This window comes from Burkholderia latens, assembly GCF_902499045.1.
GTDB classification, from domain to species: domain Bacteria; phylum Pseudomonadota; class Gammaproteobacteria; order Burkholderiales; family Burkholderiaceae; genus Burkholderia; species Burkholderia latens.
The window spans coordinates 1-23129 of sequence record NZ_CABVPL010000064.1 but is presented as its reverse complement, the minus strand read 5'-3'; the positions used below and the strand labels follow the sequence as shown (position 1 = coordinate 23129).

The window sequence follows — 23129 nt, the reverse complement described above, 5'->3', positions numbered from 1 at the left end:
GCCCGCCCACCTTCTCCCGCGATGTTCTCGGTAACGTACGCGCAGCTCAACGGCTGGCTGACCGCCTTTCTGTGGCCGTTCGTGCGGATGCTCGCGCTCGTCGCGACGGCGCCCGTGATCGGCCACGCGGCCGTGCCGGTGCGCGTGAAGATCGGCATCGCCGCGTTCATGGCGCTGGTCGTCGCGCCGACGCTCGGCGCGATGCCGGGCGTCACCGTGTTTTCCGCGCAGGGCATCTGGATCGTCGTCACGCAGTTCCTGATCGGCATCGCGATGGGTTTCACGATGCAGCTCGTGTTCGCGGCCGTCGAGGCGGCCGGCGACTTCATCGGGCTGTCGATGGGGCTCGGCTTCGCGACGTTCTTCGACCCGCATTCGAACGGCGCGACGCCGGTGATGGGCCGCTTCCTGAACGCGATCGCGATGCTCGCGTTCCTCGCGGTGGACGGCCACCTGCAGATGTTCGCGGCACTTGCCGCGTCGTTCCAGACGCTCCCGGTGTCGGCCGACCTGCTGCACGCGCCCGGCTGGCGCACGCTTGCCGCGTTCGGCGCGACGGTGTTCGAGATGGGGCTGCTGCTGGCGCTGCCAGTGGTTGCCGCGTTGCTGATCGCGAACCTGGCGCTCGGGATCCTGAACCGCGCGGCGCCGCAGATCGGCATCTTCCAGATCGGCTTTCCGGTCACGATGCTGGTCGGGCTGCTGCTCGTGCAACTGATGATCCCGAACCTCGTCCCGTTCGTGTCTCACCTGTTCGACATGGGACTCGATGCGATGGGGCGGGTGTTGCTCGGGTGGCGGTGAGGCGCGACGTCGTTTGGCCGCGGTGTTCCGCTTCGCTTGCGAAAAGCGCGCGATACCATGCAACGACGACAAGACGGCACGGCGGCTACACGGTGTCGTTGCCGTTCGGTGCGAGAACCGCGTCGAACTGACGTCTGACACGATGCGAGGCCCCCGAGCGCCGTCGCGTCTTCCATCCGGTGTGCACCATGCGCGCACGCGGGCGCACTGCGCCGACCGTGCCCTTTTTTCATCGATGCCGCGGGTTCCGGCGCGCCCGGCAAGCCGGCGCCTGCCGCCCCGCGCGCGAGGCCGCCCCGAAGCCGCTCCCGGCCCGTCCGGCGGGCGTTCGCGGCCGATGCGCGCACGCTCGCCTCACATCGGCGCTTGACCTGCGCCGACCGACTCGCTAGCGTTTCGGGTTTGCCCGGGCGGCCATTGCCGCCGGTGCCGCGAGTGCGCCCGATGTCCTGGCGCCGCGGCCGGGCTCCGATGGAAAAAACGATGCAGAAACTCGATGCGGAGAGCCCGCAGGCGATGTCGACGGATTTCGTCGCCGACAACGTCGCGCGCCTGAAGGCGCTGTTCCCCGAACTCGTGACCGAAGGCCCGCACGGCGCGTCGGTCGACGTCGACGTGTTGAAGACGCTGGTCGGCGAGCGCACCGTCGGCGACGCCGACGAACGCTACGGCTTTCACTGGCACGGCAAGCGCAGCGCGCGCCAGGCCGCGCTCACGCCGTCGACCGGCACGCTGCGCCCGTGCCCCGACGACAGCGTCGCCTGGGACGACACGCGCCATCTCGTGATCGAGGGCGACAACCTCGACGTGATGAAACTGCTGCACAAGAGTTACGCGGGCAAGGTGAAGCTCGTCTACATCGACCCGCCGTACAACACCGGCAGCGATTTCGTCTATCCGGACGACTTCAGCGACAGCATCCGTCACTACCTGTCGATGACGGGCCAGACCGAAGGCGGCGTGAAGCGCAGCACCAATACCGAGGCGAACGGCCGGTTCCACACCGACTGGCTGAACATGATGTACCCGCGCCTGAAGCTCGCGCACGCGCTGCTGTCCGACGAAGGGCTGATCGCGGTGCACATCGACGAACACGAAGTGCATGCGCTCGTGCTGATGCTGCGCGAGATCTTCGGCGAGGAAAACGAGCTCGGCGTGGCCGTATGGGACAAGCGCAACCCGAAAGGCGACGCGCGCGGCATCGCGTACCAGCACGAATCGCTGGTGCTGTTCGCGCGCAACGCCGAGACGCTGCTCGAACAGGCGCCGCTGAAGCGGCCGAAGCGCAACGCGCAGCGCATGCTCGATGCCGCGCACGACGCGGTATACCGCAGCGGCAACGCGAAGGACGCGCAGAAGGCGTACCGCGCGTGGATGAAGGCACAGACGAACCTGTCCGGCGGCGAGGTGATGTACGACCGGCTGTCGGCCGACGGGCGCGTGTACCGGCTCGTGTCGATGGCGTGGCCGAACAAGAAGAAGGCGCCGGACGAGTACTTCACGCCGCTGATCCATCCGGTCACCGGCAAGCCGTGCGCGATGCCGGCGCGCGGCTGGCGCAACCCGCCCGCGACGATGCAGGCGCTGATCGAGCGCGGCCAGATCGAATTCGGCCCGGATGAAACCACGCAGCCGCAGCGGATCTACTACCTCGACGAGAACATGTACGAGAACGTGCCGTCGGTGCTGCCGTTCGCCGGCTCCGACGACGCGCTGCTGAAGACGCTCGGGATCCCGTTCGACCAGCCGAAGCCGGTCGACTTCGCCGCGGCCGTGATCGGCTGGTGCACGCGCGGCGACGACATCGTGCTCGACTGTTTCGCGGGCTCCGGCTCCACGGGCCACGCGGTGATGCAGGTGAACGCGACCGACGGCGGCGCGCGCCGCTACATCCTCGTGCAGCTGCCGGAAGCGCTGGACCGCCGCGACAAGACGCAAGCCGCGGCCGCCGATTTCTGCGCGAAGCTGAAGAAGCCGCTGACGCTCGCGGAAATCACGAAGGAGCGCCTGCGCCGCGCCGCGCAGCAAGTCGCGCGCGACTATCCGGAAAGCTATGGCGACCTCGGATTTCGCGTGTACCGGCTCGACACGACGAACGTGATCGAGTGGGATCCGCGCCGCGACGACTTCGACCATGCCCTCTTCGCGTCCGTCGAGCACGTGAAGACCGGCCGCACGGAGGACGATCTGCTCGCCGAGCTGACGCTGAAGCTCGGCCTCGATCTGTGCACGCCGGTCGAGCATCACCAGATCGCCGGCAAGACGGTGCACCTGATCGGCCGCGCGATCGTCGCGTGCTTCGACGCGCGGCTGTCGCGCGACGACGCGGGCCCGCTGGCCGACGGCATCGTCGACCTGCTCGATGCGACGGGGGCGACGCGCGACGTCACGTGCCTGTTCCGCGACAGCGGCTTCGTCGACGACGTCGCGAAGCTCAATCTCGCCGCGCTGCTCGAACAGCACGGCGTGAAGCGCGTGCGGAGCCTGTGATGCGGCTGCATTTCGAAGCGGACCTCGACTATCAGCGCGAGGCGATCGACGCCGTCTGCGACCTGTTTCGCGGCCAGGAGTCGTATCGCGGCGACTTCAGCGTGCTCGCGAACGCCGCGCCCGGCACGACGGCCGCCGCGCAGGGCTCGCTCGGCTTCGCGGTGTCGGAGCAGGGTGTCGGCAACCGGCTGTCGCTGACCGACGACGCGCTCGCGCGCAATCTCGCCGACGTGCAGCTGCGCGGCGGGTTGCCGCCGTCCGGCCAGCCCGGCTCGCGCGACTTCACCGTCGAGATGGAGACCGGCACCGGCAAGACCTACGTATACCTGCGCACGATCTTCGAGCTGAACCGCCGCTACGGCTTCACGAAGTTCGTGATCGTCGTGCCGTCGATCGCGATCAAGGAAGGCGTGCACAAGACGCTCGCGATCACCGAGGATCACTTCCGCTCGCTGTACGCGGGCGTGCCGTACGACTACTTCCTGTACGACTCCGCGAAGCTCGGCCAGGTGCGCCATTTCGCGGCGAGCGCGGCGATCCAGATCATGGTGATGACGGTCGCCGCGATCAACAAGAAAGAGATCAACAATCTCTACAAGGACAGCGAGAAGACCGGCGGCGAGAAGCCGATCGACCTGATCCGCGCGACGCGGCCGATCGTGATCGTCGACGAGCCGCAGAGCGTCGACGGCGGGCTCGAAGGGCGCGGCCGCGAAGCGCTCGCCGCGATGGCGCCGCTCTGCACGCTGCGCTATTCGGCCACGCACGTCGACCGGCACCACATGGTGTACCGGCTCGATGCGGTCGACGCGTACGAGCGCAAGCTCGTCAAGCAGATCGAGATCGCGTCGGCGATCGTGGAGGACGCGCACAACAAGCCGTACGTGCGGCTCGTCGGCGTGTCGAACCGGCGCGGCGCGATCAGCGCGCGCATCGAGCTCGACGTCGCAACCGCGGCCGGCGTGAAGCGGCAGATCGTGTCGGCCACCGACGGCGACGATCTCGAACGCCTGACGAAGCGCGCGCTGTACGCGGGGCTGCGGATCGGCGAAGTGCATGCGGCGAAGGGCGCCGAGTACGTGGAGCTGCGCCATCCGGAAGGCGACGCGTTCCTGTCGCTGGGCGAGGCGTTCGGCGACATCGACACGCTCGCCGTGCAGCGCGAGATGATCCGCCGCACGATCCGCGAGCATCTCGACAAGGAGCTGCGCCTCGCCGAGCGCGGCGTGAAGGTGCTGTCGCTGTTCTTCGTCGATTCGGTCGAGCGCTATCGCCGCTACGACGAGAACGGGATGCCCGTGAAGGGCGACTACGCGCTGATCTTCGAAGAGGAATACGCGCGCGCGGCCCGCGTGCCGGCCTATCGCGCACTGTTCGACGGCGTCGACATCGCGCTCGAGGTCGAGCGTGCGCACAACGGCTACTTCTCGATCGACCGCAAGGGCGGCTGGACCGACACGAGCGAAAGCAGCGCCGCGGCGCGCGAGAACGCGGAGCGTGCGTACGGCCTGATCATGCGCGAGAAGGAAGCGCTGCTGTCGTTCGACACGCCGCTGAAGTTCATCTTCTCGCACTCGGCGCTGAAGGAAGGCTGGGACAACCCGAACGTGTTCCAGATCTGCACGCTGCGCGACATCCACACCGAACGCGAGCGCCGCCAGACGCTGGGCCGCGGGCTGCGCCTTGCGGTCGACCAGGACGGCGAACGTGTGCGCGATCCGGGCGTGAACACGCTGACCGTGATCGCGACGGAGCGCTACGAGTCGTTCGCGGAGAACCTGCAGAAGGAAATCGAGGCCGACACGGGCATCCGCTTCGGCATCGTCGACCAACATCAGTTCGCGGCGCTGCCGGTGCAGGAAGGCGACGGTCCCGCGCATGCGCTCGGCATCGAGCTGTCGCGCGTGCTGTGGACGCATCTGCACGAGCAAGGCTACGTCGACACCCAAGGCAAGGTGCTCGACCGGCTGAAGGATGCGCTGCGCCAGAGCGCGCTCGTGCTGCCGGAAGCGTTCGAATCGCTGCGCGCGCCGATCGTCGCGACGCTGCGCAAGCTGTCGGGCCGCTTCGCGGTGCGCAATGCGGACGAGCGCCGCGCGATCGCGTTGCGGCGTGACGCGTCGGGCAAGGCCGTCGTGTTCGGCGACGACTTCCGCGCGCTGTGGGACCGCATCCGCCATCGCACCGTGTACAGCGTCGAGTTCGACAACGCGAAGCTCGTGCGCGACTGCACGGCCGCGCTGCGCGACGCACCGGACATCGCACGTGCGCGGCTGCAGTGGCGCAAGGCCGAGATCGACATCGGCAAGGCCGGCATCGAGGCGATCGAAGTCGCCGGCGCGGGCACCGTACTGATCGACGAGGGCGAGCTGCCGCTGCCCGACCTGCTCACCGAGCTGCAGGATCGCACGCAGCTCACGCGCCGATCGCTCGCGACGATCCTGGCAGACAGCGGCCGGCTCGACGATTTCCGCGTGAATCCGCAGCAGTTCATCGCGCTGGCCGCCGATGCGATCAACCGCTGCAAGCGGCTCGCGCTGGTCGCGGGCATCGCGTATCGCAAGCTCGGCGAGCGCCACGTGCATGCGCTCGAGTCGTTCGAGAGCGAGACGCTGACCGGTTATCTGCGCAGCCTGCGGCTCGATGCGCGCAAGTCGATTCACGAGGCGGTCGTGTGCGAGACCGACGCGGAGCGCGCGTTCGCCGATGCGCTGGAGGCGCACGACTGCGTGAAGCTGTACGCGAAGCTGCCTGCGTGGTTCCGCGTGCCGACGCCGCTCGGCAGCTATCACCCGGACTGGGCCGTGCTCGCGGAGCAGGATGGCGGCGAGCGGCTGTACTTCGTCGTCGATACGCCGAATGCGGACGGCGACGCGCCGAGCGAGCACGAGCGCGCGAAGCTCGCGTGCGGCGAAGCGCATTTCCGTGCGCTCGCGGGCGGCGACGATGCGGCGCGGTTCGTGCGTGTCAGGGAGGTGGACGCGTTGTTCGAGCCGGCTGCGCCGGCCGCGCCGCTTGCGCGCGACGGACGGTGACGCAGAGGGCATGCTTCGCAGGTTGCTGTTCCATGCGCTTTTTGCCGCACTTCAACGGCGTTTGCAGAAGGGGCCCGCGATGCGATTACGGTTGCGCCACACAAGCCAGCCGATCATCGTCAGTAGAGACACGTTGATGAACGACACCAGCACCATGTAGGTGACCGTGAGGTCTTCCATCGTGCCGGTGTCTGTCGGATTCAGTTGCGTGACGTGATAGGCCAATTGCGCCATCCAGCCGGGCCAGCTAGGGAACAGATCGAGATGGCGGGACCACAGGAAGCCGTAGGCAACGGTGCCGAACGCCAGCCAAGCGAGCAGCATGCCGATGCGCAGGAGCACCTTCATCGGACGATGACCTTGCCGTAGGTCAAGATATCGGCCCGTGGAATCTTGACGTTCTTCACGCTGCGCAGCATTCCTTTGACGATGCTGAAATCTGCCTCTGAACGGATCGTGATGCACCCCTTGCTCAGGCCTCTACCGACCGCCGGATGCAGCCGGAAGTTACCGCGGCTGACACCATTGCAGAATGTTTCGTCGTCGATTCTGCCGTCGTCTGCGTAGAGTGCGAACCAGTCCGGCTTTCCACCAAACGCGTCATACAACCAGCCGAAACGTCCGCCCGATTGGCGATCGACAATGTAGTAGGTACCGTTGGAATGGGCCCGCGATCCGGCACACACATGTCGCGCCGCTTGTTTGCATAGTCGTCGAGCCCCGAGAACGCCGGAAACGAACGTCCGGCGATCTCGAATGCACTAGTGGTTTGGTCATTGAGCGTGAACGAGCAGAGATACATGAACGTGGTGGCGGAAGGATGTCGAACTGCATGCTATCACCCAAATTTTTGAGATTTTTATCTCAAAACGACGTGATAACAGCGTCCACATTCCCGGCCGCGTCGCATCACACCCTCCGGCTACGTCTGAACGGCAAGCCGCCCCTTACCCGGGCGCTCCAACGATCGCCTACGCCGGCTCCGTACGCTGCACAGCCAGCTTATGCTGCGCAGCCTGCTCCTGCGCGTGTTTTTTCGCCATGTGATGCCCGCCGGTGCAGCCGCCCACTGCACCGGCGACCGCGTGGTGCCCGGCATAGTGGCCGGCGACACCGCCGACCGCTGCGCCTTTCATGCAACCCGCCGCTTGCGCGCTGCCGATCGTTGCGAACGCAACGACAGCGGTGGCTGCGCCCAACGTGATGTGTCGAATGGACATGGTTCACGTTGCTCGTTTCGTGGTCGAGCCGAACCGCTCAATCCCAGCGGCCGCGCCAGCCGCCATCGTGCCAGCGGCGTTCGCGCCATTCGTGCTCGCGCCATTGACGGCGCCGCCACTCGTGTTCGCGCCATTCGCGCGCGCGCCAGTCATCGTCGCGATAGCCGACCGGCGCATACGCAACGGGCGGCGGCGGCGCCACGTAGACAGGCGCCGGCGCCGTGTAGACGCCCGGTACACCAATGCCGACCGACAGGTCGACGTGGGCCGACGCGACGCCCGACGCCGCCAGCGCTGCTACACCGAGAACTGCACCGAGAAGAAGTTTCTTGCTCATCTCGCGACTCCCTGCACGTGTCGTGCTTCATGTGAATACGGTTCGGAGTCTAGGCAACCGTCGCCGACACAGGTGAAACCGGTGTGCGAGACCCGTAACGGGCGATTACGCGGGACGATAACGTGTTGTCGTGAAAGGAAAAAACCGCTTTTCGAACGGCTGTTGCAGCGACACGCGCACACTGGAAAAAGCGCGTGTCAGCGCTTGCTCGGGCGATTGACGCAGTCAAGCGAGCGAACAACCGAAAACGATCCGCGAAACGCAGATCGCGAGCTGCCCGCACCGTCATCGAGCGGCGTGCCAACCGCCGCCTGGCGCTACGCGCGAATATCGTCCACGCTACGCAGCCAATGCACGCTGAACAGCTTGTCCGCGTCGGTCCACACGGTATCCGGCTCGAACCCCGCACGACGCGCGATCGCATGGAAACCGTCGATCGTGAACTTGTGCGAGTTCTCCGTGTGGATGCGCTCGCCGGCCTCGAAGCGGAACGCGTGACCGCGCACGTGCACCGTCTGCACGATATCGCTGACGAGATGCATCTCGATGCGCTGCCGGCCGGGATCGTAAAACGCACAATGCGAGAACGCGTCGAGATCGAAATCCGCGCCGAGCTCCGCGTTCGCACGCGCGAGCAGGTTCAGGTTGAACTGCGCGGTCACGCCCTGCGCGTCGTTGTACGCGTGATGCAGCGTGCGCTCGTCCTTCACCAGATCTACGCCGACCAGCAGGCCGCCGCCGCGCAACAGCCGCGCGGCATCGCGCAGGAACGCATCGGCTTCGTCCGGCGAGAAGTTGCCGATCGTCGAACCGGGGAAAAAGCCGATGCGCCGCCGCGGCGTCTCGGTCAGCTCGGCGAGTTGCTCGGCCTTCGTGTAGTCGGCCGCGATCGGCGCGACGTCGAGCCACGGATATGCGGCACGCAGCCGCGCGGCCGCGCCGTGCAGGTAGTCGGCCGAGATGTCGATCGGCACATAGCGCGCCGGTGCATTCGCGTAGTTGTCCGCGCACGCGTCGAGCAGCACGCGGATCTTCTCGAGCGAGCCCGCGCCGAATTCGACGATGTCGGCATGCGGGCCGACACGCTGCACGATCTCGGCGGCGCGAGCGCGCAGGATGCCAAGCTCGGTGCGCGTCGGATAGTACTCGGGCAGTTCGCAGATGCGGTCGAACAGCGCGGAGCCGGCCGCGTCGTAGAAGTATTTCGGCGGGATGCTGCGCGGCGTGCGCGACAGTCCGTCGATCAGGTCGCGCTCGAACGCGCTCGGCCGCGCATCGCGGGCGGGTTGCAGGCCACCGCTCGTGGCCGTCAGGTCAGACGTCTCGCGCAAGTCGCACCCCCGTGAATTGCCAGCGCGCGGCCGGCGGAAAGAAATTGCGGTACGTCGGCCGCTCGTGCCCCGGCGGCGTCGCGATGCTGCTGCCGCGCAGGACCTGCTGGCCGACCATGAACTTGCCGTTGTATTCGGCGGCCACACCCGCGAGCGGCCGGAAGCCCGGATACGGCTCGTATGACGAACGCGTCCACTGCCATACGTGCCCAAGCATCTGCTGAAGACCGTCCGTGCCGAACGCGGCTTCCCATTCGAATTCGGTCGGCAGCCGCGCGCCCGCCCATTCCGCGTACGCCGCCGCTTCGTAGAAGCTCACGTGGCACACCGGCGCATCGGGTGCGAGCGGCTCGACGCCATGCAGGCCGAACGTGCGCCACGCCCGGGCGCGTGCTGCGCGGTCGTCACCGGCCGGCAGCCAGTACGCGGGCGCCAACCACCCTTCCCGCTGCACCGTTGCCCAACCGTCCGACAGCCAGTATTCGGGGCGTTCGTAGCCGCCGTCCGCGACGAAGGCCGCGAATTCCGCATTCGTCACGAGACGGTTCGCGATCTCGGATGGCCGCACGAGCGCGGTATGGCGCGGGCGTTCGTTGTCGAACGAAAACGTGTCGCCGTCGTGGCCGATCTCGACGAGCCCGCCTGGCTGACGCAGCCAGCGCAACGGGCCGGCGTCGCCCGCGGCGAGTGCGGTGTGCGTGTCGGCCTCGCTGCGCGGCCGGAATGCCGGCTTCAGCGGATTGCACGAGAACGCGTGCAGCATGTCCGTGACGATCAGCTCCTGATGCTGCTGTTCGTGATGCAGGCCGAGCTCGATCTCGGGCGCGATCGCGGCGAGCAGCTCCGGATCGGCACCTGCGAGCGCGCGCAGCATCGCTTCGTCGACGTACTGCCGGTACGCATGCACTTCGTCGAGCGACGGACGCGTGAGCAGCCCGCGATGCGGCCGCGGATGACGCGGGCCGAGCGCTTCGTAATAGGAATTGAAGAGGAACTGGAACGCGTCGTCGAACGGCGCGTAGCCGGGCACGCGGCGCATCAGCACGACCGTTTCGAAGAACCAGGTCGTATGCGCGAGATGCCATTTCACCGGACTCGCGTCGGGCATCGACTGCACGGCCTGGTCTTCGGCGGAGAGCGTCGCGGTCAATGCGACGCTATGGGCGCGCACGTCCTGATAACGGCGCTGAAGCTCGGATGCTGGGAGGCTCATCGGTTTACCGTTCACGTCGCGATTCGCTGCGTTGCGTTGCCGGAAAAAGGAAAGCCTTGCGCTCGGATGCGCGCGGCTGACGTGCGATCTTCGTTGCTGCGTCGTCGGGCAGCCGGCGCGCGCGCCGGCCGCGGATGCGGCATCACTTCATCTGCCCGTGCAGAACAGTATGGTCCAGAAACGTGAACGTCGCGAATCGGATTTCGGGTGAAACAAAAGCGAAAGACAGATGAAAGCATTCGCGCTGCGCGGGCTGGCACGGTGCCGAACCGCCGGCCCCCTGTCAGCGCGCGGCCCGGCCGGTCGGCGCAACACTCGTGCCCGCACATGGACGCTACCGACGCCTGATGACAGCCGCGCGGCGCGCATGAAAGGTCGATGGCGCGGTGTGTCGGGAAAAACGGCGTTGCAGGCCGAGATCGACTCCGTTCAGCGCGCGGGTGCACTGGCCGCCGGTGTGCCCGTCAACCGCGCTTTACCCGTCCCGTCCTTCCCTGCTTTTGAAAATTTTTTGCGCCGATGTCACACGCGCGGGGTGCTCGCTCGTCATATCCGCGGAACCCACACGAAAGGAGAAGGAACCATGACTGCGAAACTCAATCCGTTTGCCGTCGCCCCTGCGCTGATGAAGAACTGGATGGCCGTATCGGTCGCCGCTGCCGGGAGTCTCGAGCCGACGCTGATCGAGCTGGTCAAGATCCGCGCATCGCAGATCAACGCGTGCGCGAACTGCCTTAACATGCACACCGTCGAGGCGCGCGAGCAAGGCGAGACCGAGCAGCGCATCAACCTGCTGGCAGCGTGGCGCGAAGCGCCCTGCTACACCGACCGCGAACGCGCGGCGCTCGGCTGGACCGATGCGCTTACGCGGCTGTCGGAAGGCCACGGCGCGCATGAGGCCGCGTATGCGGCGCTGAACGACCACTTCAGCCAGGAGGAACAGGTGAAACTCACGCTGATGATCAACGTGATCAACGGCTGGAACCGGCTTGCCGTCGGCTTCGGGCTGTGGGTCGATCCGGCCGAGGCAAAGGCCGCCGCCGCGAAGATGGTCGCCTGATGACGCGCATCGATCCAGGCTTGGGCAATGCCGAAGACCGGGCCGACGCAGCGGCGAGCTTCGACCCGCTGCGCCGCACGCTGATCCGCGTCGCGTACCGGATGCTCGGTTCCGTCGCGGACGCCGAAGACATCGTGCAGGAGGCGTTCATCCGCTGGATGGACGTCGATCGCGCGGAGGTGCGCGTGCCCGAGGCGTTCCTGCGCCGCATGGTGATGCGTATGTGTCTCGATCAGCTGAAGTCCGCGCGGCACCAGCGCGAGACTTATATCGGCCCGTGGCTGCCCGAGCCGGTCGTCGACGACGACGAGCACGAAGACGTGACGCTGCCGCTAATGCTCGCGCTCGAACGGCTGTCGCCGCTGGAGCGCGCGGCGTTTTTGCTGCACGACGTGTTCGGCCTCGCGTTCGACGAGATCGCGACGACGATCCAGCGTGACCCGGCCGCGTGCCGGCAACTCGCCGCGCGGGCGCGCACGCACGTGCGCGACGCGCGGCCGCGGTTCCATGTCGAGAAGCAGCGCGGGATCGAGCTCGCCGAGGCGTTCTTCGCGGCGTCACGCAGCGGCGACATGCGTGCGCTTGGCGCGATGCTCGCCGAGGACGTGAGCCTGCATTCGGACGGCGGCGGCAAGCGCACGGCCGCGGGCAAGCCGGTGTTCGGGTTCGAGCGGGTGATGAAGGTGCACGAATACCTGGCCGGGCTGTTCGCGACGCATGCGTCGAAGCTCGTGCGAGCCGGGTTCGTCAACGGGTTGCCGGGGTTCGTCACGCAGGAAGCCGACGGCGAGTTGCAGACTACCGCGCTCGAGATCGACGACGGGAAGATCGTCGCGATCTATGTCGTGCGGAATCCTGACAAATTGAAGCATCTGCATTGATGCGCTTGAAGTGGGTGCTTTGCGCCCGCTTCGCCTGGTTTGCGCGCTGCGTTGCCGTGTGCCGGATTCTTGTCGCCGGCTGCGTGGCGACCGCGCACGATGCACGCGCATCTACCGTTTCGGCCGCAAAAAGAAAAACGCCACGCGATGTTGCCGCGTGGCGTTGTATGTTTGGCGAGCCGGACTGCCTGTAGGCAATGCGCGCTGCCGGACCCCTTCATTTGTTCGTTGGTAGGCTCGATTGGATTCGAACCAACGACCCCCACCATGTCAAGGTGGTGCTCTAACCAACTGAGCTACGAGCCTAAGAAGCCGCGAATTATAGAGAGGGTTTTGGAGGAGCACAAGCCCCTTTGTGAAGATTTTTTGAATCGCGCTCGCGACGGCGCTGCCGATCGATGCGTGCCCGCGATGCCGAGGGCACAAGTTCATGCTCGCTCGTCACAGCAAAACGTGTCGATGTGCTGTGACGTTATCCACATTCCCCTCTGGATAACCATCCGGCAAGCCTCTGGATTCACAGTGGAACGATTGAGGATATGTCGGCGGAGCCGTGAATCAACGAAAAGTTGTTCTGTGCTCCACAGAGATTTGCCTGTGCATTGCCGGTGGTTATGCGATCCGCTTCGTCCTGAAAATTCAGCGCGTTACGAGGGTTATCCACTGTGAGGCCGCACGCTTGTTAACTATCACTACGTATGTATACGAACTCTGTTAACACCTTTGGATAAGCACAGTCCGTCGACTGTGAGCCGCGCAGGATATGCATTGCGTGCGGTAGATGGACAACCGGACCGGCAGGCTGTGAGACCTACGATCGATCAGGGAATGGATTGCTCTATAGCATCGCCTGACTCGATGCACTCGACATTGGCACCCTCGTACGGGCGACATCGTGTTCGAGCAACGCGTGTTGATCCCGGAAGTACAAGTTCAGCATTGCTGCTACAAGGGAGAGCGATTCGATACGAAGTTCGATCTCGACTAGGGGCGTTGATCGATTGCGTCGGCCAGCTATCCAGTGGGGATATCGTGGAGATCGGTGAATGGCTGACGATGGGAACGGCGCTGTACGAGGGGGGCGGTCGTGAGAAACACAGCCGCCGGCTTTCGATAAAGGCTGCGGCACGGCACCGAATTCAATATTCTCAACGTTTCAGCCAACGCTGATTAACAGCCGAGCCCCGTTAAGCCGGTAAAATCCCGCGCGATAGCATGACAGACACCATCCGAGGGTGCTGAAATAAAAAAAGGGCCGAATCATGAACATGCCGGACATCGGTGCCGCGATTCGCGGTGGCTTGCTTCAGCAGGACCGTTTGCTCAAGCTGGATACGCCGCTTGGTGCCAACGCAGTTGCCGTACAACGCGCAGTCGGCCGATCGCGGATCGGTCGGGACTATTCGTTCACGCTCGATGTGATATCGAGCGATAGCGGTCTTGAACTCAAGAAACTGATTGCGCAACCGGCGACGCTCTGGATCCAGCAGGCCGACAATTCCTACCGACCCATCAGCGGTATCGTATATACCGCTCGTCGACTTGGCGCGAACGGTGGGCTGACGACCTATCAGCTGGAACTGCATGCATGGATGCATGTGCTTCGGTTTCGCCGGGACGAGAAGATCTGGATCGACCGGAACGTGGAGGAAATCCTCTCTGACGTGCTGAACATGCATCCGGAAGCGCGAGGACAGTTCCGTTTCGCGTTCTCGCAGCCATTGCCGAACCGCTCGTTCGCGCGACAGAGTGAAACAGACTGGAACTTCGTGCATCGGTTGATGGAAGACGAGGGGCTTTACACCACGTGGCAACAGGCCGACGACGGCAAGTCGCATACGCTCGTCATCACCGACAACCTGCAGGCGTTCGCGCCGCTGTTGCCGGAAACCGTGCCCTTCTACCACGGAGGCGCAGCCGGTGAAGCCGACGCATTCACGCAATGGTCGGGTACGCGCACACTGCAGAGCGTGGCCCTGACGACACGCACATTCGATTACAAGAATCCCGCGCAGGCGGGGAACCCCAAGGGTACGTCGGTGCCGACGATGGGTGGTCAAGGGGCATTGCCGGATCAGCTCGAGGTGTACGAGTACACAGGCGGCTACACATATCTTGACCAGTCGCGTGGCGACCATCTGTCGAAGATCCGGATGGAGGAATGGGAGTCTCGGGCGAAGCGCTTCTTCGGGGCGGGCGGCGTGCGCGGCATCGATGCAGGTCGGCGTTTCATACTGGCCGATCATCCTGAGCACGATCGCGATCCGGCCGATCAGCGCGAATTCGCGGCGATCAGCGTCGAATGGTGGATCGAGAACAACCTGCCAGTCCGCGGTAGCGATTCGGATTTCCCTCAGAGTCTGACGCGCGCGCTCGACCGGACACGCGCGCGATACGAGAACACGCCCGGACTGCAGGTGCCGCACGCCGACGGCTCGGTCGGCTTCTATCTCGTCGAGGTCGAGGCGCAGCGCGTGAGCGTGCCGTATCGCAGCCCGTTCGAGCACGAGAAGCCGAAGATGCATCTCGAGACGGCGATCGTCGTCGGGCCGCACGGCGAGGAAATCTATACCGACGAGCTGAACCGGATTCGCGTGCAGTTCGTGTGGGATCGCATCAATCCGGGTAACGAGAACGCATCGTGCTGGGTGCGTGTCGTGCAGTCGGATACCGGCGGCGGCTACGGCGGTGTGCACGTGCCGCGTATCGGCGAGGAGGTGCTGATCGACTATGTGGGCGGCGATTGCGACCGGCCGCTCGCAGTCGGTCGCGTGTACAACGGCGCGAACCAGCCGCAGTGGCATTCCGACGGGATCCTGTCCGGCTATCGATCGAAAGAGTATTCGGGCAGTGGCTACAACCAGCTCGTGATGGACGACGCGACCGGCCAGAACCGCGTGCAGCTGATGAGCAGCAGCGCGAACAGCCTGCTGCATCTGGGTTACATCATCGACCAGAACGGCAATTCGCGCGGATCGTACCTGGGCAGCGGCTTCGATCTGCGCTCGGACGCGTACGGCGCGGTGCGGGCGAGCAAGGGGCTGTACGTCACGACCCATCCGAAGGCGCCGAACAGCCAGCCGCTCGACGTGAAGGAAGCGCAGCAGCAGCTCGTGACCGGCGAGAGCCTGGTGGAAGCGCTGTCGGGCGTGAGCGAGCAGCATCAGGCGGAAAGCCTGAAGGAAGCGCACGAGACGATGCGCGCGTTCACCGACGCGACGCAGGACAGTGTGTCGGGCAACGCGTCGGGCGGCCGGACGGCAGGCGGCGGCACGGGCAGCGCGAACGCGTTCAAGGAGCCGGTGATGCTGTTCGGCAGCCCGTCGGGGATCGCGATGTCGACGCAGCAGTCGCTGCACATGGTCGCGAACGATCATGTGAACGTGGCGAGCGGACAGAGCGTGCATGTCGCGGCGGGCAAGTCGCTGATCGGCAGCATCGGGCAGAAGCTGAGCCTGTTCGTGCAGAACGCGGGGATGAAGCTGTTCGCGGGCAAGGGCAAGGTCGAGATCCAGGCGCAGTCGGACAACGTCGAGGTGACCGCGCAGAAGGCGGTGAAGGTTGTGTCCGCAACTGACCGGATCGAGATCGCGGCCGATCAGGGAATTCTGCTGACAAGCGGCGGCGCGTACATCCATATCAAGGATGGAAACGTCGAGGTTCACGCCCCCGGCAAGGTCGACATCAAAGGTGCATCGCATACGTTCGCGGGGCCGGCGAGCATGACGTATCCGTTGCCTGCGATGCCGACCTCCAGGCATGCAGCGGCACTTCAATATCAATATCACGACAACGAGCCAGTCCAGGGCGCGAAGTACGTTGCAACGCTGCCGGATGGCACGACGCGCGAAGGCGTGCTGGATTCTCACGGCCGGATGCAGCTGGAGGACGTGCCGGCCGGCGCCATCAAGGTTGAACTCGGACCGGATGCGCGCGCGTATGCGCGCAAGGATACGACTGCCAATCCCGACTATAAGGGGGAGCGTCTTTCCGAAGCCGACATCGATTCAATCATCAACAAGCACGGGGGAGCGTGAGCGTGAGCTGGACGATCGAGGATTTCAAGGCAACGTCGCTCGAAGTCGGGCAGTGGTGTTGGGGAACGCTGGAAGGCGCATTCAACGAAAAACAGACAATCAGCCAGATCATCGTCGATGCGGTGATCGGCATGATTCCGCTCGTGGGCGACGCGACCGCCGTTCGCGATCTGCTGGCAGTCAGCATTGGCATGAGCCAGGATCCGGTCAAACGGAACGATACGATGCAGCGCGTGCTGCTGGTCGTACTAATCTTTGCGCTGATTCCGGTGGTGGGCGGCGTCATCAAGGGCGTCGGGCGTTTGCTGCTGAAGGTCACCGGGGATGTCGCGAAAGATGCCGAACTGCTGAAGGCGGTCGTTCAATTCCTGAACCGAATGGGGCACGGCGACGCACCGAAGTGGTTGAAGGCATTGGACCTGGCCAAGTACCAGGCGCAAGCGATTTCCCGGCTGAAGGATTTTTGCGCGACGGTTCGCGTGGCCATCGAGCGTTCGCTCAATGCGCGCGTCGGTCGAATGCTGCCGGACAAGTGGCGGGCGGCGCTCGAGCGTGTCAGTAGCGGCTTCCACGCGATTCAGGACATGGCCGACAAGATCGTGCCGGAGGCGATCAAAGAGCTGAACGCGAAGCTCAAGGTGCTGCAGAACATGGTCTATCGCGGCGAGGTGCATGAAATCGCGACAGGCGGCGTGCCGAAGCTCCAGCGTGAGGCCGAGGCGTACCTGCAGGAGCGCAGGCTTGCCCGCGATATTCGTCGGGGTCGTTTTCCGTCGGCGGAATGCCTGGCAGACGAAGGTAAGGTCGAGGCGTGGCTCAGGGCGAAATACGGCGAGAAAATTGCTCAGGGATGGCCGGACATCCTGAAGAGGAAAGGCACGATGCCAATGTTCGACGACGCGGATGTCTTTCTCGACATTGCGTCGTTCAGCGGCGAGATCAAGGCACTGACCGCGAAGGAACTTGCGGGCAAGAAGGTATTTCGCGTGTTCGGAAATCCCTCCGAACTTGCGAGTTACAAGAGCGGCAGTACGGCGGGCGGCAGAAACCCGGCGTTTTGGGGTGTCGGCGAGCCGCCGAAGACCGCAGAGGAGTGGCGCAGGCTTGCCGCTGTGCTGGATACGTGGAACGGCAATGGGTTCATCGTGGTCATGCAGTTGCCGCACGATTTCGGCGAGCGGATGCCGACGGCCAATGCGTGGGCCGGAAAGATTGCCGAGCAGTACGGCACGGCGACGCCCGTGCAGTATCTCGAGGGCGGCGGCGACCAATTGGTCGTCGACTTCGGCAAACTGTCGGAATACGTGACCGAAGAAGGGAACAAGATCAAGCAGCAGTTCGCGAATTTCACGGGGCACGCCGATTTCCACGTTCAACGGGAGTTCGACGGCGTCAAGATCGAGTTCCACAAGACGAACTGGGAGAATGTCGAGAAGGTTTACGGCTACAGCAAGTACGAGGACGACATCCACTACTCGACGAAGACGCGCCGGCTGGCAAGTGACGAAATCCAGACCAAGTCGACTAACAGCAAAGTGACCGCAACGACACGATCAGCAGCCAATTACGAAGGTCAGCGATGACGAAGACGATCAAGCAATACGACATGGCGGATGACACTACGCGGCGCAGGATCTTCTGGCTGCTTCAACGGCTGACCAGTTATTCACTCTGGAAGCGCAAGCGCGACGCGTTTGCGACGTTCGCGACCGAATATGAAAATGCGGTGAAGACCAGTCCGGAAGATGATCCGGAGCCTTTGCCGGCCGACAATTTGCCGACCATCTTCGAGATCCTGGCGGCCTACGATCGCGGGTTGTCGGAGCTGGCCCGAGGGCATCGGTTCGTGTGGCAGCGCGGAGAGCTGCTGCAATACGCAGTCGATCGGTACAACCATTTGAACGCGTATTTCTTCCCGCATCCCGATTACTGGGATCGGGGTGCGCAGGCTGCTCCCTACCCGCCGAAGGTCGATGCACTGGCTCAACTGCTGCACGCATCGGAATATCAGATGGAGCATGCGCCGTTCGAGCCCGGACATACCGAGCTCGCACAACTTCGCTCGGTAGGTCTGCTGCTGTCCCCCGACGCCTATGAGCAGGGCTTCTACACACTGCCGTATCCGGTGTTCCCCGAAAACCTGCCCGAGGTTCCAGAAGCAGTCGGTCCGGTGATCAGGTCTGGCGATAAAGTGCCTTGCGACGGCATCTGGGAACCTGTTGCCGTCGAGCAATCGAAGTTGCTGGGTGTCGTGCCGGTTGGCAATCGCAGTCTGCGCAACAACGGCTGCTTCAACTATTTGATCCGCGACATCCGCGCGCCGAACCTCAGGGACGACGAGATGCGAACGCCCGTCAAGACGCACTGGCGACTGTTGTGGGAAGACAAGCGATACGCGGACGGCGTCATCCCAGACGAATCGCAGTATTTCCTTGAGCCGCCGTCAGCGCCGGCGCCGAACCGTGATCCCGTCGCGCTGGTCCGCACGGGCGATATTTGCCCCGTTACCGGTGAGTGGCAAACGGACGAATACGGCGGCAAGACGCTGCGCGTCGAAGCTGGGGAAGCCATGCCGGACATGCTGGTCAGGGACAACCTGGGCGAGCTAAAGGTGCACTGGGTGACGTGGCGTCTGGTGAAGCGCGCGTAGTATGGAAACGGAACGACGGGCGGATGGTCGACGTCCGCGCGGGCTCGCCAATGCAAGCCTGCTCGGGACGTCGATCAAGTACGTGGTTTCCCCGGAAACTGGTGAGATTTCCGGGATGTACTCGATCGCGTGACGCTCGTGCCGCCATAGAACGTGGCCCTCTAGTGTGGATAACCGCCACGCAAAACAATCAGAAACGCTGTGCAATTTACCGGCGAGCATCGATGGGAACCGTTCGCGTGTATGTGAACAACCCGAACGCAGCCGAAATCGAAACTCTGTGCATCGGTCCTGCGAGAACGGTGTGGATATCACGGCCCGAAGCCACTCGAAATGCTGTGGAGAGCGGTTCGCCATGCAACGGCATGCCGAGTCGGTGCGGTCGATGTGGATATCCTGCGTCCAAACGACACCCAACCCTGTGTCGCCGAAACCGAAGACGGTGCGCCCATTCGCGAACGCACCGCGACGAGGTTCCCGATGTGGATGACCACCACGAAAGCGAGTCCAAACGCTGTGTACCTGAACGGTGTGCGTGAGCGCTTTACGGCTGTCTAGCCGCGGCGGCCAGACCGCAGGCCGCACATAGTTCCACTCAAGTCTGCTGGTCGAGCGCCCGCACGACCGATCCTTGCCCGAGACTATCCGCCGGCCCGACCACCGCGAAATTGAGCCCGTTCACCGACCCATACCGCGCGAGCAGCGACCCGTCCACACGTTGCCCGGCCGGCAGCAGTCGATGTTTCGATTCCGCGGGCCGGAGATAGAAGCTCAGCGTCCGCCCGGCATCGTCCTCATAGAGCACCATCGCGGCCGTGGCCCCGCTGTCGGTAGTAAACAACCGCCCGCCCACCGGCCTGAACCCGGCGGCACTCAAATCCGGCAACCGCGCCGAAGCACCGACGCGTCTGGTGATCCACCGCTGCAAATCTCCGTCACTCGTCGGCCGAAAATCCACCTTCGCGGTCCGATCGACCACCGTCATCCGGTAAGCCTGGACCGCATCGCTCATCGGCGCGATCGGCGGCGGCGCGTTCCACCCGCGCGCCTGCCACCCGCCGAACGTCCCGAGCCCGATACAGAACACGAACGAAGCCGCCATCGCGAACCGCATCCGCGAGCGCTCGGCCCGCTTCGCCCGAATCGCGGCCGGATCGAGCTCCGGATTCTCGCCGGGCATCCGCACGCCCTCGAGCGCAGCACGCAGCCGCTGCGCATCCTGCTGCCATTGCCTCACCTGTTCCGCGCTCTCCGGATGCAGCGCGAGATATCGTTCGACCGCGGCACGCGCGTCGTCGTCGAGCTGGCCGTCGACATAGGCCTGGAGATCGTGTTCGTCGGGACGGAGGGTATTCATTTCATCAATCGCAGAGAAGGAGCGGGCAGCTCGCCGTCGCTGAGCCGGCGCAGCGCCTGGCGCGCGCGGGAGAGCCGGGACATCACGGTGCCGATCGGCACGTCGAGCAGGTCGGCGACTTCCTGATACGTGAAGCCCTCGACCGCGACCAGCAGCAGCAGGCTGCGCTGCTCGTCGGACAAGCGGCCGAACGCCTCGAGCGTCGCGCGCGCGGCCACCTCGCGTTCGGCGGACGGCCAGTGCGGCTCGTCGTCGGTGCCGAGGCGACCCAGCAGCCACGCATAACGCTTCGCACTGCGTTTGCCGTCGAGAAATTGCCGGTAAAGAATCGTGAAGAGCCAGCTTCGCAGCGACGCGTCGTCGCGGCGGCTCGTCCAGCGCGACAGCGCGCGCTCGAGCGTCGACTGGACGAGATCGTCGGCCGCGTGGACGTCGCGCGCCAGCCAGAGCGCGAAGCGTCGCAGCCGGGGAATGAGTTCGCGCAATGCGTCGTCGTCAGGAGCGTTTGAGGGCATGGCCGGGGCGCGAGCCGATGAGCGTGGAGATACCGCGTAGGACGCCGGTCGGCGCCGCTTATTCCGTCAGCATACGAAAAATTGCTTCATGGAATAAAGCGGCGCGGGCGGCGTCCTACGCAGGTTCGACAATGATCTGACGATCGGGAGTGCATCCATGAAGCAATCTTCCTCTTCTTCGCCGCCGCGCGAGCCTGGGCGCGGGTGGTGGCGCTGGGCCGTGATCGGCGGCGCGGTGGCCGGCGTGGCCGTCGCGTTCGGGTATGTCGGCGGCTGGCTCGCGCCGGCGCGGCTGACCCCACACCGGCTCGTCGACGCGCTGCAGACGGCCGGCGGCGGCGAGCATCCGGGCTTCCGGCGCAATCACGCGAAGGGCGTGTGCGTGACCGGCTATTTCGAAGGCAACGGCGCCGCGAGCGCGTATTCGGTCGCGCCGTTCTTCAAGGCGGTGCGCACGCCGGTGGTCGGCCGGTTCGCGCTGCCGGGCGGCAACCCGTATGCGCCGGACAGCAGCGTGCCGATCCGCAGCCTTGCGCTAAAGCTCACCGCGCCGGACGGTCAGCAATGGCGGACCGGGATGAACGCGATGCCGGTGTTTCCGGTAGCGACGCCGAAGGCGTTCTACGCGCAGTTGCTTGCGACGCGGCCGGATCCGGCGACGGGCAAGCCCGATCCGGCGAAGGTGAAGGCGTTTTTCGGCGCGCATCCGGAGACGGCCGCGTTCCGCGCGTGGGTGAAGGGTGCGAAGCCGAGCGCGAGCTACGTCACCGAAAGCTATTACGGGCTGAACGCGTTCTACTTCGTGGACGCGGCCGGCAAGCGCCAGGCGGTGCGGTGGCGCGTGGTGCCGGAGCAGACGGCCGGTGCCGGCGACGTCGCGACGGCCGCGGACCCGAACGTGCTGCAGCAGGACCTGACGCGGCGCATCGCGGACGGTGCGCAGAAATGGAAGCTGCTGATCACCCTCGCCGATCCCGGCGACCCGGTGGACGACGCGACGAAGACCTGGCCCGCGCAGCGCACGACGATCGATGCGGGCACGCTCGTGCTCGATCGCGTGGAGCCGCAGGACAGCGGGCCGTGCCGGGACGTGAATTACGACCCGACGGTGCTGCCGCAGGGGATTCAGGTGTCGGGCGATCCGTTGCTGGCGGCGCGCTCGGCTGCGTATGCGGATTCGTATCTGCGCAGGACGAGTGAAGAGGCCGGCGTGGCCGGTGCGGCGCGATTGAGTGCGGAGGGACGGTGATGAAGTCTGCTACGACGTTTAGTTTGCCGGCGAGGGTGCTGCATTGGGTGATGGCCGCGATGGTGCTCACGATGCTGTTCGTCGGTGTGGGGATCGTGGCGTCGGTTTCGCGACGACATGATTTTTTGGTAGCGCTGCACAAGCCGTTGGGCATCGCCGTGCTGGTGCTGGTTTGTGTGCGGATCGTGGTGCGTCTTTCGTCGAAGCCGCCGGCGCTACCCGAGGATTTGCCTTGGTGGCAGAAGGTGGCCGCGCATGGGTCGCATCTGGTGCTGTATGCGCTGATGCTGGTGATGCCGCTGATCGGGTGGGCGATGCTGTCGGCTGGCGGGTATCCGGTCACGTTGGGCGGCGGCGTGCAGTTGCCGGCGCTGGTGTCGGCTGATCCGGTGACGTTTGCGTGGCTGCGGGTCGCGCACCGGGTGCTGGCTTACCTGTTCTTCCTGACGTTCCTTGCGCACTTTGCGGCTGCGCTGTATCACGGGTTGATTCGGCGGGACGGTGTGGTGAGGGCGATGGTCGGGCGATGAGTGTCGGAGCGCTGCGTTCGATGCGGGTGGGGCCGTTCACGGGTTCCGGGGCCGGTCCCGCCGTTTCGCTTATATATGACCAATCGGGGCGGCTCAACGGCCCTATTGGTGCCGCCCGTCAAAATAATTTCACAAAAGGGGTTGCGGAGTCGGGGGCAGGTGCATAGAATCACGCCTCTTTCGCGCTGACGGAAACGCAGCGCGGGGAAAGAAGGGAAGCAGTGCGGTTGATGGCAGGTTGTAGAGCCCGGCGCACGAGGAGTTGAAGCCAAGCCGTCGCAACGAAGTAGTTAAAAAGTTGTTGACGTGTTTAAAAAAACAACTCATAATTCCGCTTCTTCGTTGCTGAAAACGCAGCGCTGCTGAGGGGTTCAAGATCCCTCGCAGAAATGCTCTTTAAAAATTAACAGCCGATAAGTG

18 protein-coding genes and 1 tRNA gene are annotated in these 23129 nt (G+C 64.8%); 10 read left to right on the top strand and 9 right to left on the bottom strand.

Annotated features, from left to right (window positions below):
* Positions 1-21: 21 nt before the first annotated feature.
* From fliR to BSE24067_RS29395, 3 genes are all read left to right on the top strand, one after another.
* Complete coding sequence (gene fliR, locus BSE24067_RS29405; protein WP_151066258.1) at positions 22-804, top strand: flagellar biosynthetic protein FliR; 783 nt, start codon at positions 22-24, stop codon at positions 802-804.
* Positions 805-1275: 471 nt separating this feature from the next.
* Positions 1276-3294 (top strand): site-specific DNA-methyltransferase, encoded by a 2019-nt coding sequence (locus tag BSE24067_RS29400; RefSeq protein WP_151066257.1) that lies wholly within the window; start codon positions 1276-1278, stop codon positions 3292-3294.
* Positions 3294-6329: a type III restriction-modification system endonuclease gene (locus BSE24067_RS29395; RefSeq protein ID WP_151066256.1), complete on the top strand. Its 3036-nt coding sequence runs from the start codon at positions 3294-3296 to the stop codon at positions 6327-6329. The genes BSE24067_RS29400 and BSE24067_RS29395 overlap by 1 nt, the downstream gene beginning before the upstream one ends.
* A 51-nt stretch (positions 6330-6380) precedes the next feature.
* On the opposite strand, the gene BSE24067_RS29390 is transcribed toward BSE24067_RS29395, so the two are convergent.
* The 6 genes from BSE24067_RS29390 to egtB all read right to left on the bottom strand — a co-directional run bounded on the left by BSE24067_RS29390 (position 6381) and on the right by egtB (position 10430).
* Complete coding sequence (locus BSE24067_RS29390) at positions 6381-6677, bottom strand: hypothetical protein (RefSeq protein WP_151066255.1); 297 nt, start codon at positions 6675-6677, stop codon at positions 6381-6383.
* Positions 6674-7015, bottom strand: coding sequence for a DUF2778 domain-containing protein (locus BSE24067_RS29385; protein ID WP_244130584.1), 342 nt, complete (start codon positions 7013-7015; stop codon positions 6674-6676). The genes BSE24067_RS29390 and BSE24067_RS29385 overlap by 4 nt, the downstream gene beginning before the upstream one ends.
* Positions 7016-7300: 285 nt before the next feature.
* The gene (locus tag BSE24067_RS32685; protein WP_151066254.1) at positions 7301-7549 is read right to left on the bottom strand and encodes a hypothetical protein; all 249 of its coding nucleotides are present in this window, start codon (positions 7547-7549) and stop codon (positions 7301-7303) included.
* 37 nt (positions 7550-7586) lie between these two features.
* Positions 7587-7886 carry a hypothetical protein gene (locus BSE24067_RS29380; protein ID WP_151066253.1) on the bottom strand — a complete coding sequence of 100 codons (300 nt, stop codon included), beginning with the start codon at positions 7884-7886 and terminating at the stop codon, positions 7587-7589.
* Between the two features lie 317 nt (positions 7887-8203).
* Positions 8204-9217: an L-histidine N(alpha)-methyltransferase gene (gene egtD / locus BSE24067_RS29375; protein ID WP_151066252.1), complete on the bottom strand. Its 1014-nt coding sequence runs from the start codon at positions 9215-9217 to the stop codon at positions 8204-8206.
* A complete protein-coding gene (gene egtB / locus BSE24067_RS29370) occupies positions 9201-10430 on the bottom strand; it encodes an ergothioneine biosynthesis protein EgtB (protein WP_151066251.1) in 1230 nt (409 codons plus the stop codon). The genes egtD and egtB overlap by 17 nt, the downstream gene beginning before the upstream one ends.
* 583 nt (positions 10431-11013) lie before the next feature.
* Here egtB and BSE24067_RS29365 point away from each other — a divergent pair.
* Positions 11014-11490, top strand: coding sequence for a carboxymuconolactone decarboxylase family protein (locus BSE24067_RS29365; protein ID WP_151066273.1), 477 nt, complete (start codon positions 11014-11016; stop codon positions 11488-11490).
* Positions 11490-12371 (top strand): sigma-70 family RNA polymerase sigma factor, encoded by an 882-nt coding sequence (locus BSE24067_RS29360; RefSeq protein ID WP_151066250.1) that lies wholly within the window; start codon positions 11490-11492, stop codon positions 12369-12371. Before BSE24067_RS29365 ends, BSE24067_RS29360 begins: the two co-directional genes overlap by 1 nt.
* A 229-nt stretch (positions 12372-12600) precedes the next feature.
* Here the strand turns inward: BSE24067_RS29360 and BSE24067_RS29355 are convergent.
* Positions 12601-12677: transfer RNA gene (locus tag BSE24067_RS29355), tRNA-Val, on the bottom strand.
* Positions 12678-13633: 956 nt separating this feature from the next.
* Between BSE24067_RS29355 and BSE24067_RS29350 the strand changes: the two genes are divergently transcribed.
* Genes BSE24067_RS29350 through BSE24067_RS29340 form a run of 3 tightly spaced genes read left to right on the top strand, consistent with a single transcriptional unit; the run spans position 13634 to position 19058 of the window.
* Positions 13634-16408, top strand: a complete 2775-nt coding sequence (locus BSE24067_RS29350; RefSeq protein ID WP_151066249.1) for a type VI secretion system Vgr family protein — start codon at positions 13634-13636, stop codon at positions 16406-16408.
* A 2-nt stretch (positions 16409-16410) separates the two neighbouring features.
* Positions 16411-17991 carry a hypothetical protein gene (locus BSE24067_RS29345; RefSeq protein WP_151066248.1) on the top strand — a complete coding sequence of 527 codons (1581 nt, stop codon included), beginning with the start codon at positions 16411-16413 and terminating at the stop codon, positions 17989-17991.
* On the top strand, positions 17988-19058 hold the full coding sequence (locus tag BSE24067_RS29340) for an Imm72 family immunity protein (protein WP_151066247.1): 1071 nt from the start codon (positions 17988-17990) through the stop codon (positions 19056-19058). The genes BSE24067_RS29345 and BSE24067_RS29340 overlap by 4 nt, the downstream gene beginning before the upstream one ends.
* 595 nt (positions 19059-19653) lie before the next feature.
* On the opposite strand, the gene BSE24067_RS29335 is transcribed toward BSE24067_RS29340, so the two are convergent.
* On the bottom strand, positions 19654-20415 hold the full coding sequence (locus BSE24067_RS29335) for an anti-sigma factor family protein (protein ID WP_151066246.1): 762 nt from the start codon (positions 20413-20415) through the stop codon (positions 19654-19656).
* Complete coding sequence (locus tag BSE24067_RS29330) at positions 20412-20930, bottom strand: sigma-70 family RNA polymerase sigma factor (protein ID WP_151066245.1); 519 nt, start codon at positions 20928-20930, stop codon at positions 20412-20414. The genes BSE24067_RS29335 and BSE24067_RS29330 overlap by 4 nt, the downstream gene beginning before the upstream one ends.
* Before the next feature lie 157 nt (positions 20931-21087).
* On the opposite strand from BSE24067_RS29330, the gene BSE24067_RS29325 reads away from it, so the two are divergent.
* Complete coding sequence (locus BSE24067_RS29325) at positions 21088-22179, top strand: catalase family peroxidase (protein ID WP_151066244.1); 1092 nt, start codon at positions 21088-21090, stop codon at positions 22177-22179.
* A complete protein-coding gene (locus BSE24067_RS29320) occupies positions 22179-22709 on the top strand; it encodes a cytochrome b (protein ID WP_174904948.1) in 531 nt (176 codons plus the stop codon). Before BSE24067_RS29325 ends, BSE24067_RS29320 begins: the two co-directional genes overlap by 1 nt.
* Positions 22710-23129 lie beyond the last annotated feature (420 nt).

Excerpts from the sequence above, each read along its gene's own strand:
- fliR (WP_151066258.1), top strand. The coding sequence starts at position 22 with ATGTTCTCGGTAACGTACGCGCAGCTCAACGGCTGGCTGACCGCCTTT.
- BSE24067_RS29400 (WP_151066257.1), top strand. The coding sequence starts at position 1,276 with ATGGAAAAAACGATGCAGAAACTCGATGCGGAGAGCCCGCAGGCGATG.
- BSE24067_RS29395 (WP_151066256.1), top strand. The coding sequence starts at position 3,294 with ATGCGGCTGCATTTCGAAGCGGACCTCGACTATCAGCGCGAGGCGATC.
- BSE24067_RS29390 (WP_151066255.1), bottom strand. The coding sequence starts at position 6,677 with ATGAAGGTGCTCCTGCGCATCGGCATGCTGCTCGCTTGGCTGGCGTTC.
- BSE24067_RS32685 (WP_151066254.1), bottom strand. The coding sequence starts at position 7,549 with ATGTCCATTCGACACATCACGTTGGGCGCAGCCACCGCTGTCGTTGCG.
- BSE24067_RS29380 (WP_151066253.1), bottom strand. The coding sequence starts at position 7,886 with ATGAGCAAGAAACTTCTTCTCGGTGCAGTTCTCGGTGTAGCAGCGCTG.
- egtB (WP_151066251.1), bottom strand. The coding sequence starts at position 10,430 with ATGAGCCTCCCAGCATCCGAGCTTCAGCGCCGTTATCAGGACGTGCGC.
- BSE24067_RS29365 (WP_151066273.1), top strand. The coding sequence starts at position 11,014 with ATGACTGCGAAACTCAATCCGTTTGCCGTCGCCCCTGCGCTGATGAAG.
- BSE24067_RS29360 (WP_151066250.1), top strand. The coding sequence starts at position 11,490 with ATGACGCGCATCGATCCAGGCTTGGGCAATGCCGAAGACCGGGCCGAC.
- BSE24067_RS29350 (WP_151066249.1), top strand. The coding sequence starts at position 13,634 with ATGAACATGCCGGACATCGGTGCCGCGATTCGCGGTGGCTTGCTTCAG.
- BSE24067_RS29340 (WP_151066247.1), top strand. The coding sequence starts at position 17,988 with ATGACGAAGACGATCAAGCAATACGACATGGCGGATGACACTACGCGG.
- BSE24067_RS29335 (WP_151066246.1), bottom strand. The coding sequence starts at position 20,415 with ATGAATACCCTCCGTCCCGACGAACACGATCTCCAGGCCTATGTCGAC.
- BSE24067_RS29330 (WP_151066245.1), bottom strand. The coding sequence starts at position 20,930 with ATGCCCTCAAACGCTCCTGACGACGACGCATTGCGCGAACTCATTCCC.
- BSE24067_RS29325 (WP_151066244.1), top strand. The coding sequence starts at position 21,088 with ATGAAGCAATCTTCCTCTTCTTCGCCGCCGCGCGAGCCTGGGCGCGGG.
- BSE24067_RS29320 (WP_174904948.1), top strand. The coding sequence starts at position 22,179 with ATGAAGTCTGCTACGACGTTTAGTTTGCCGGCGAGGGTGCTGCATTGG.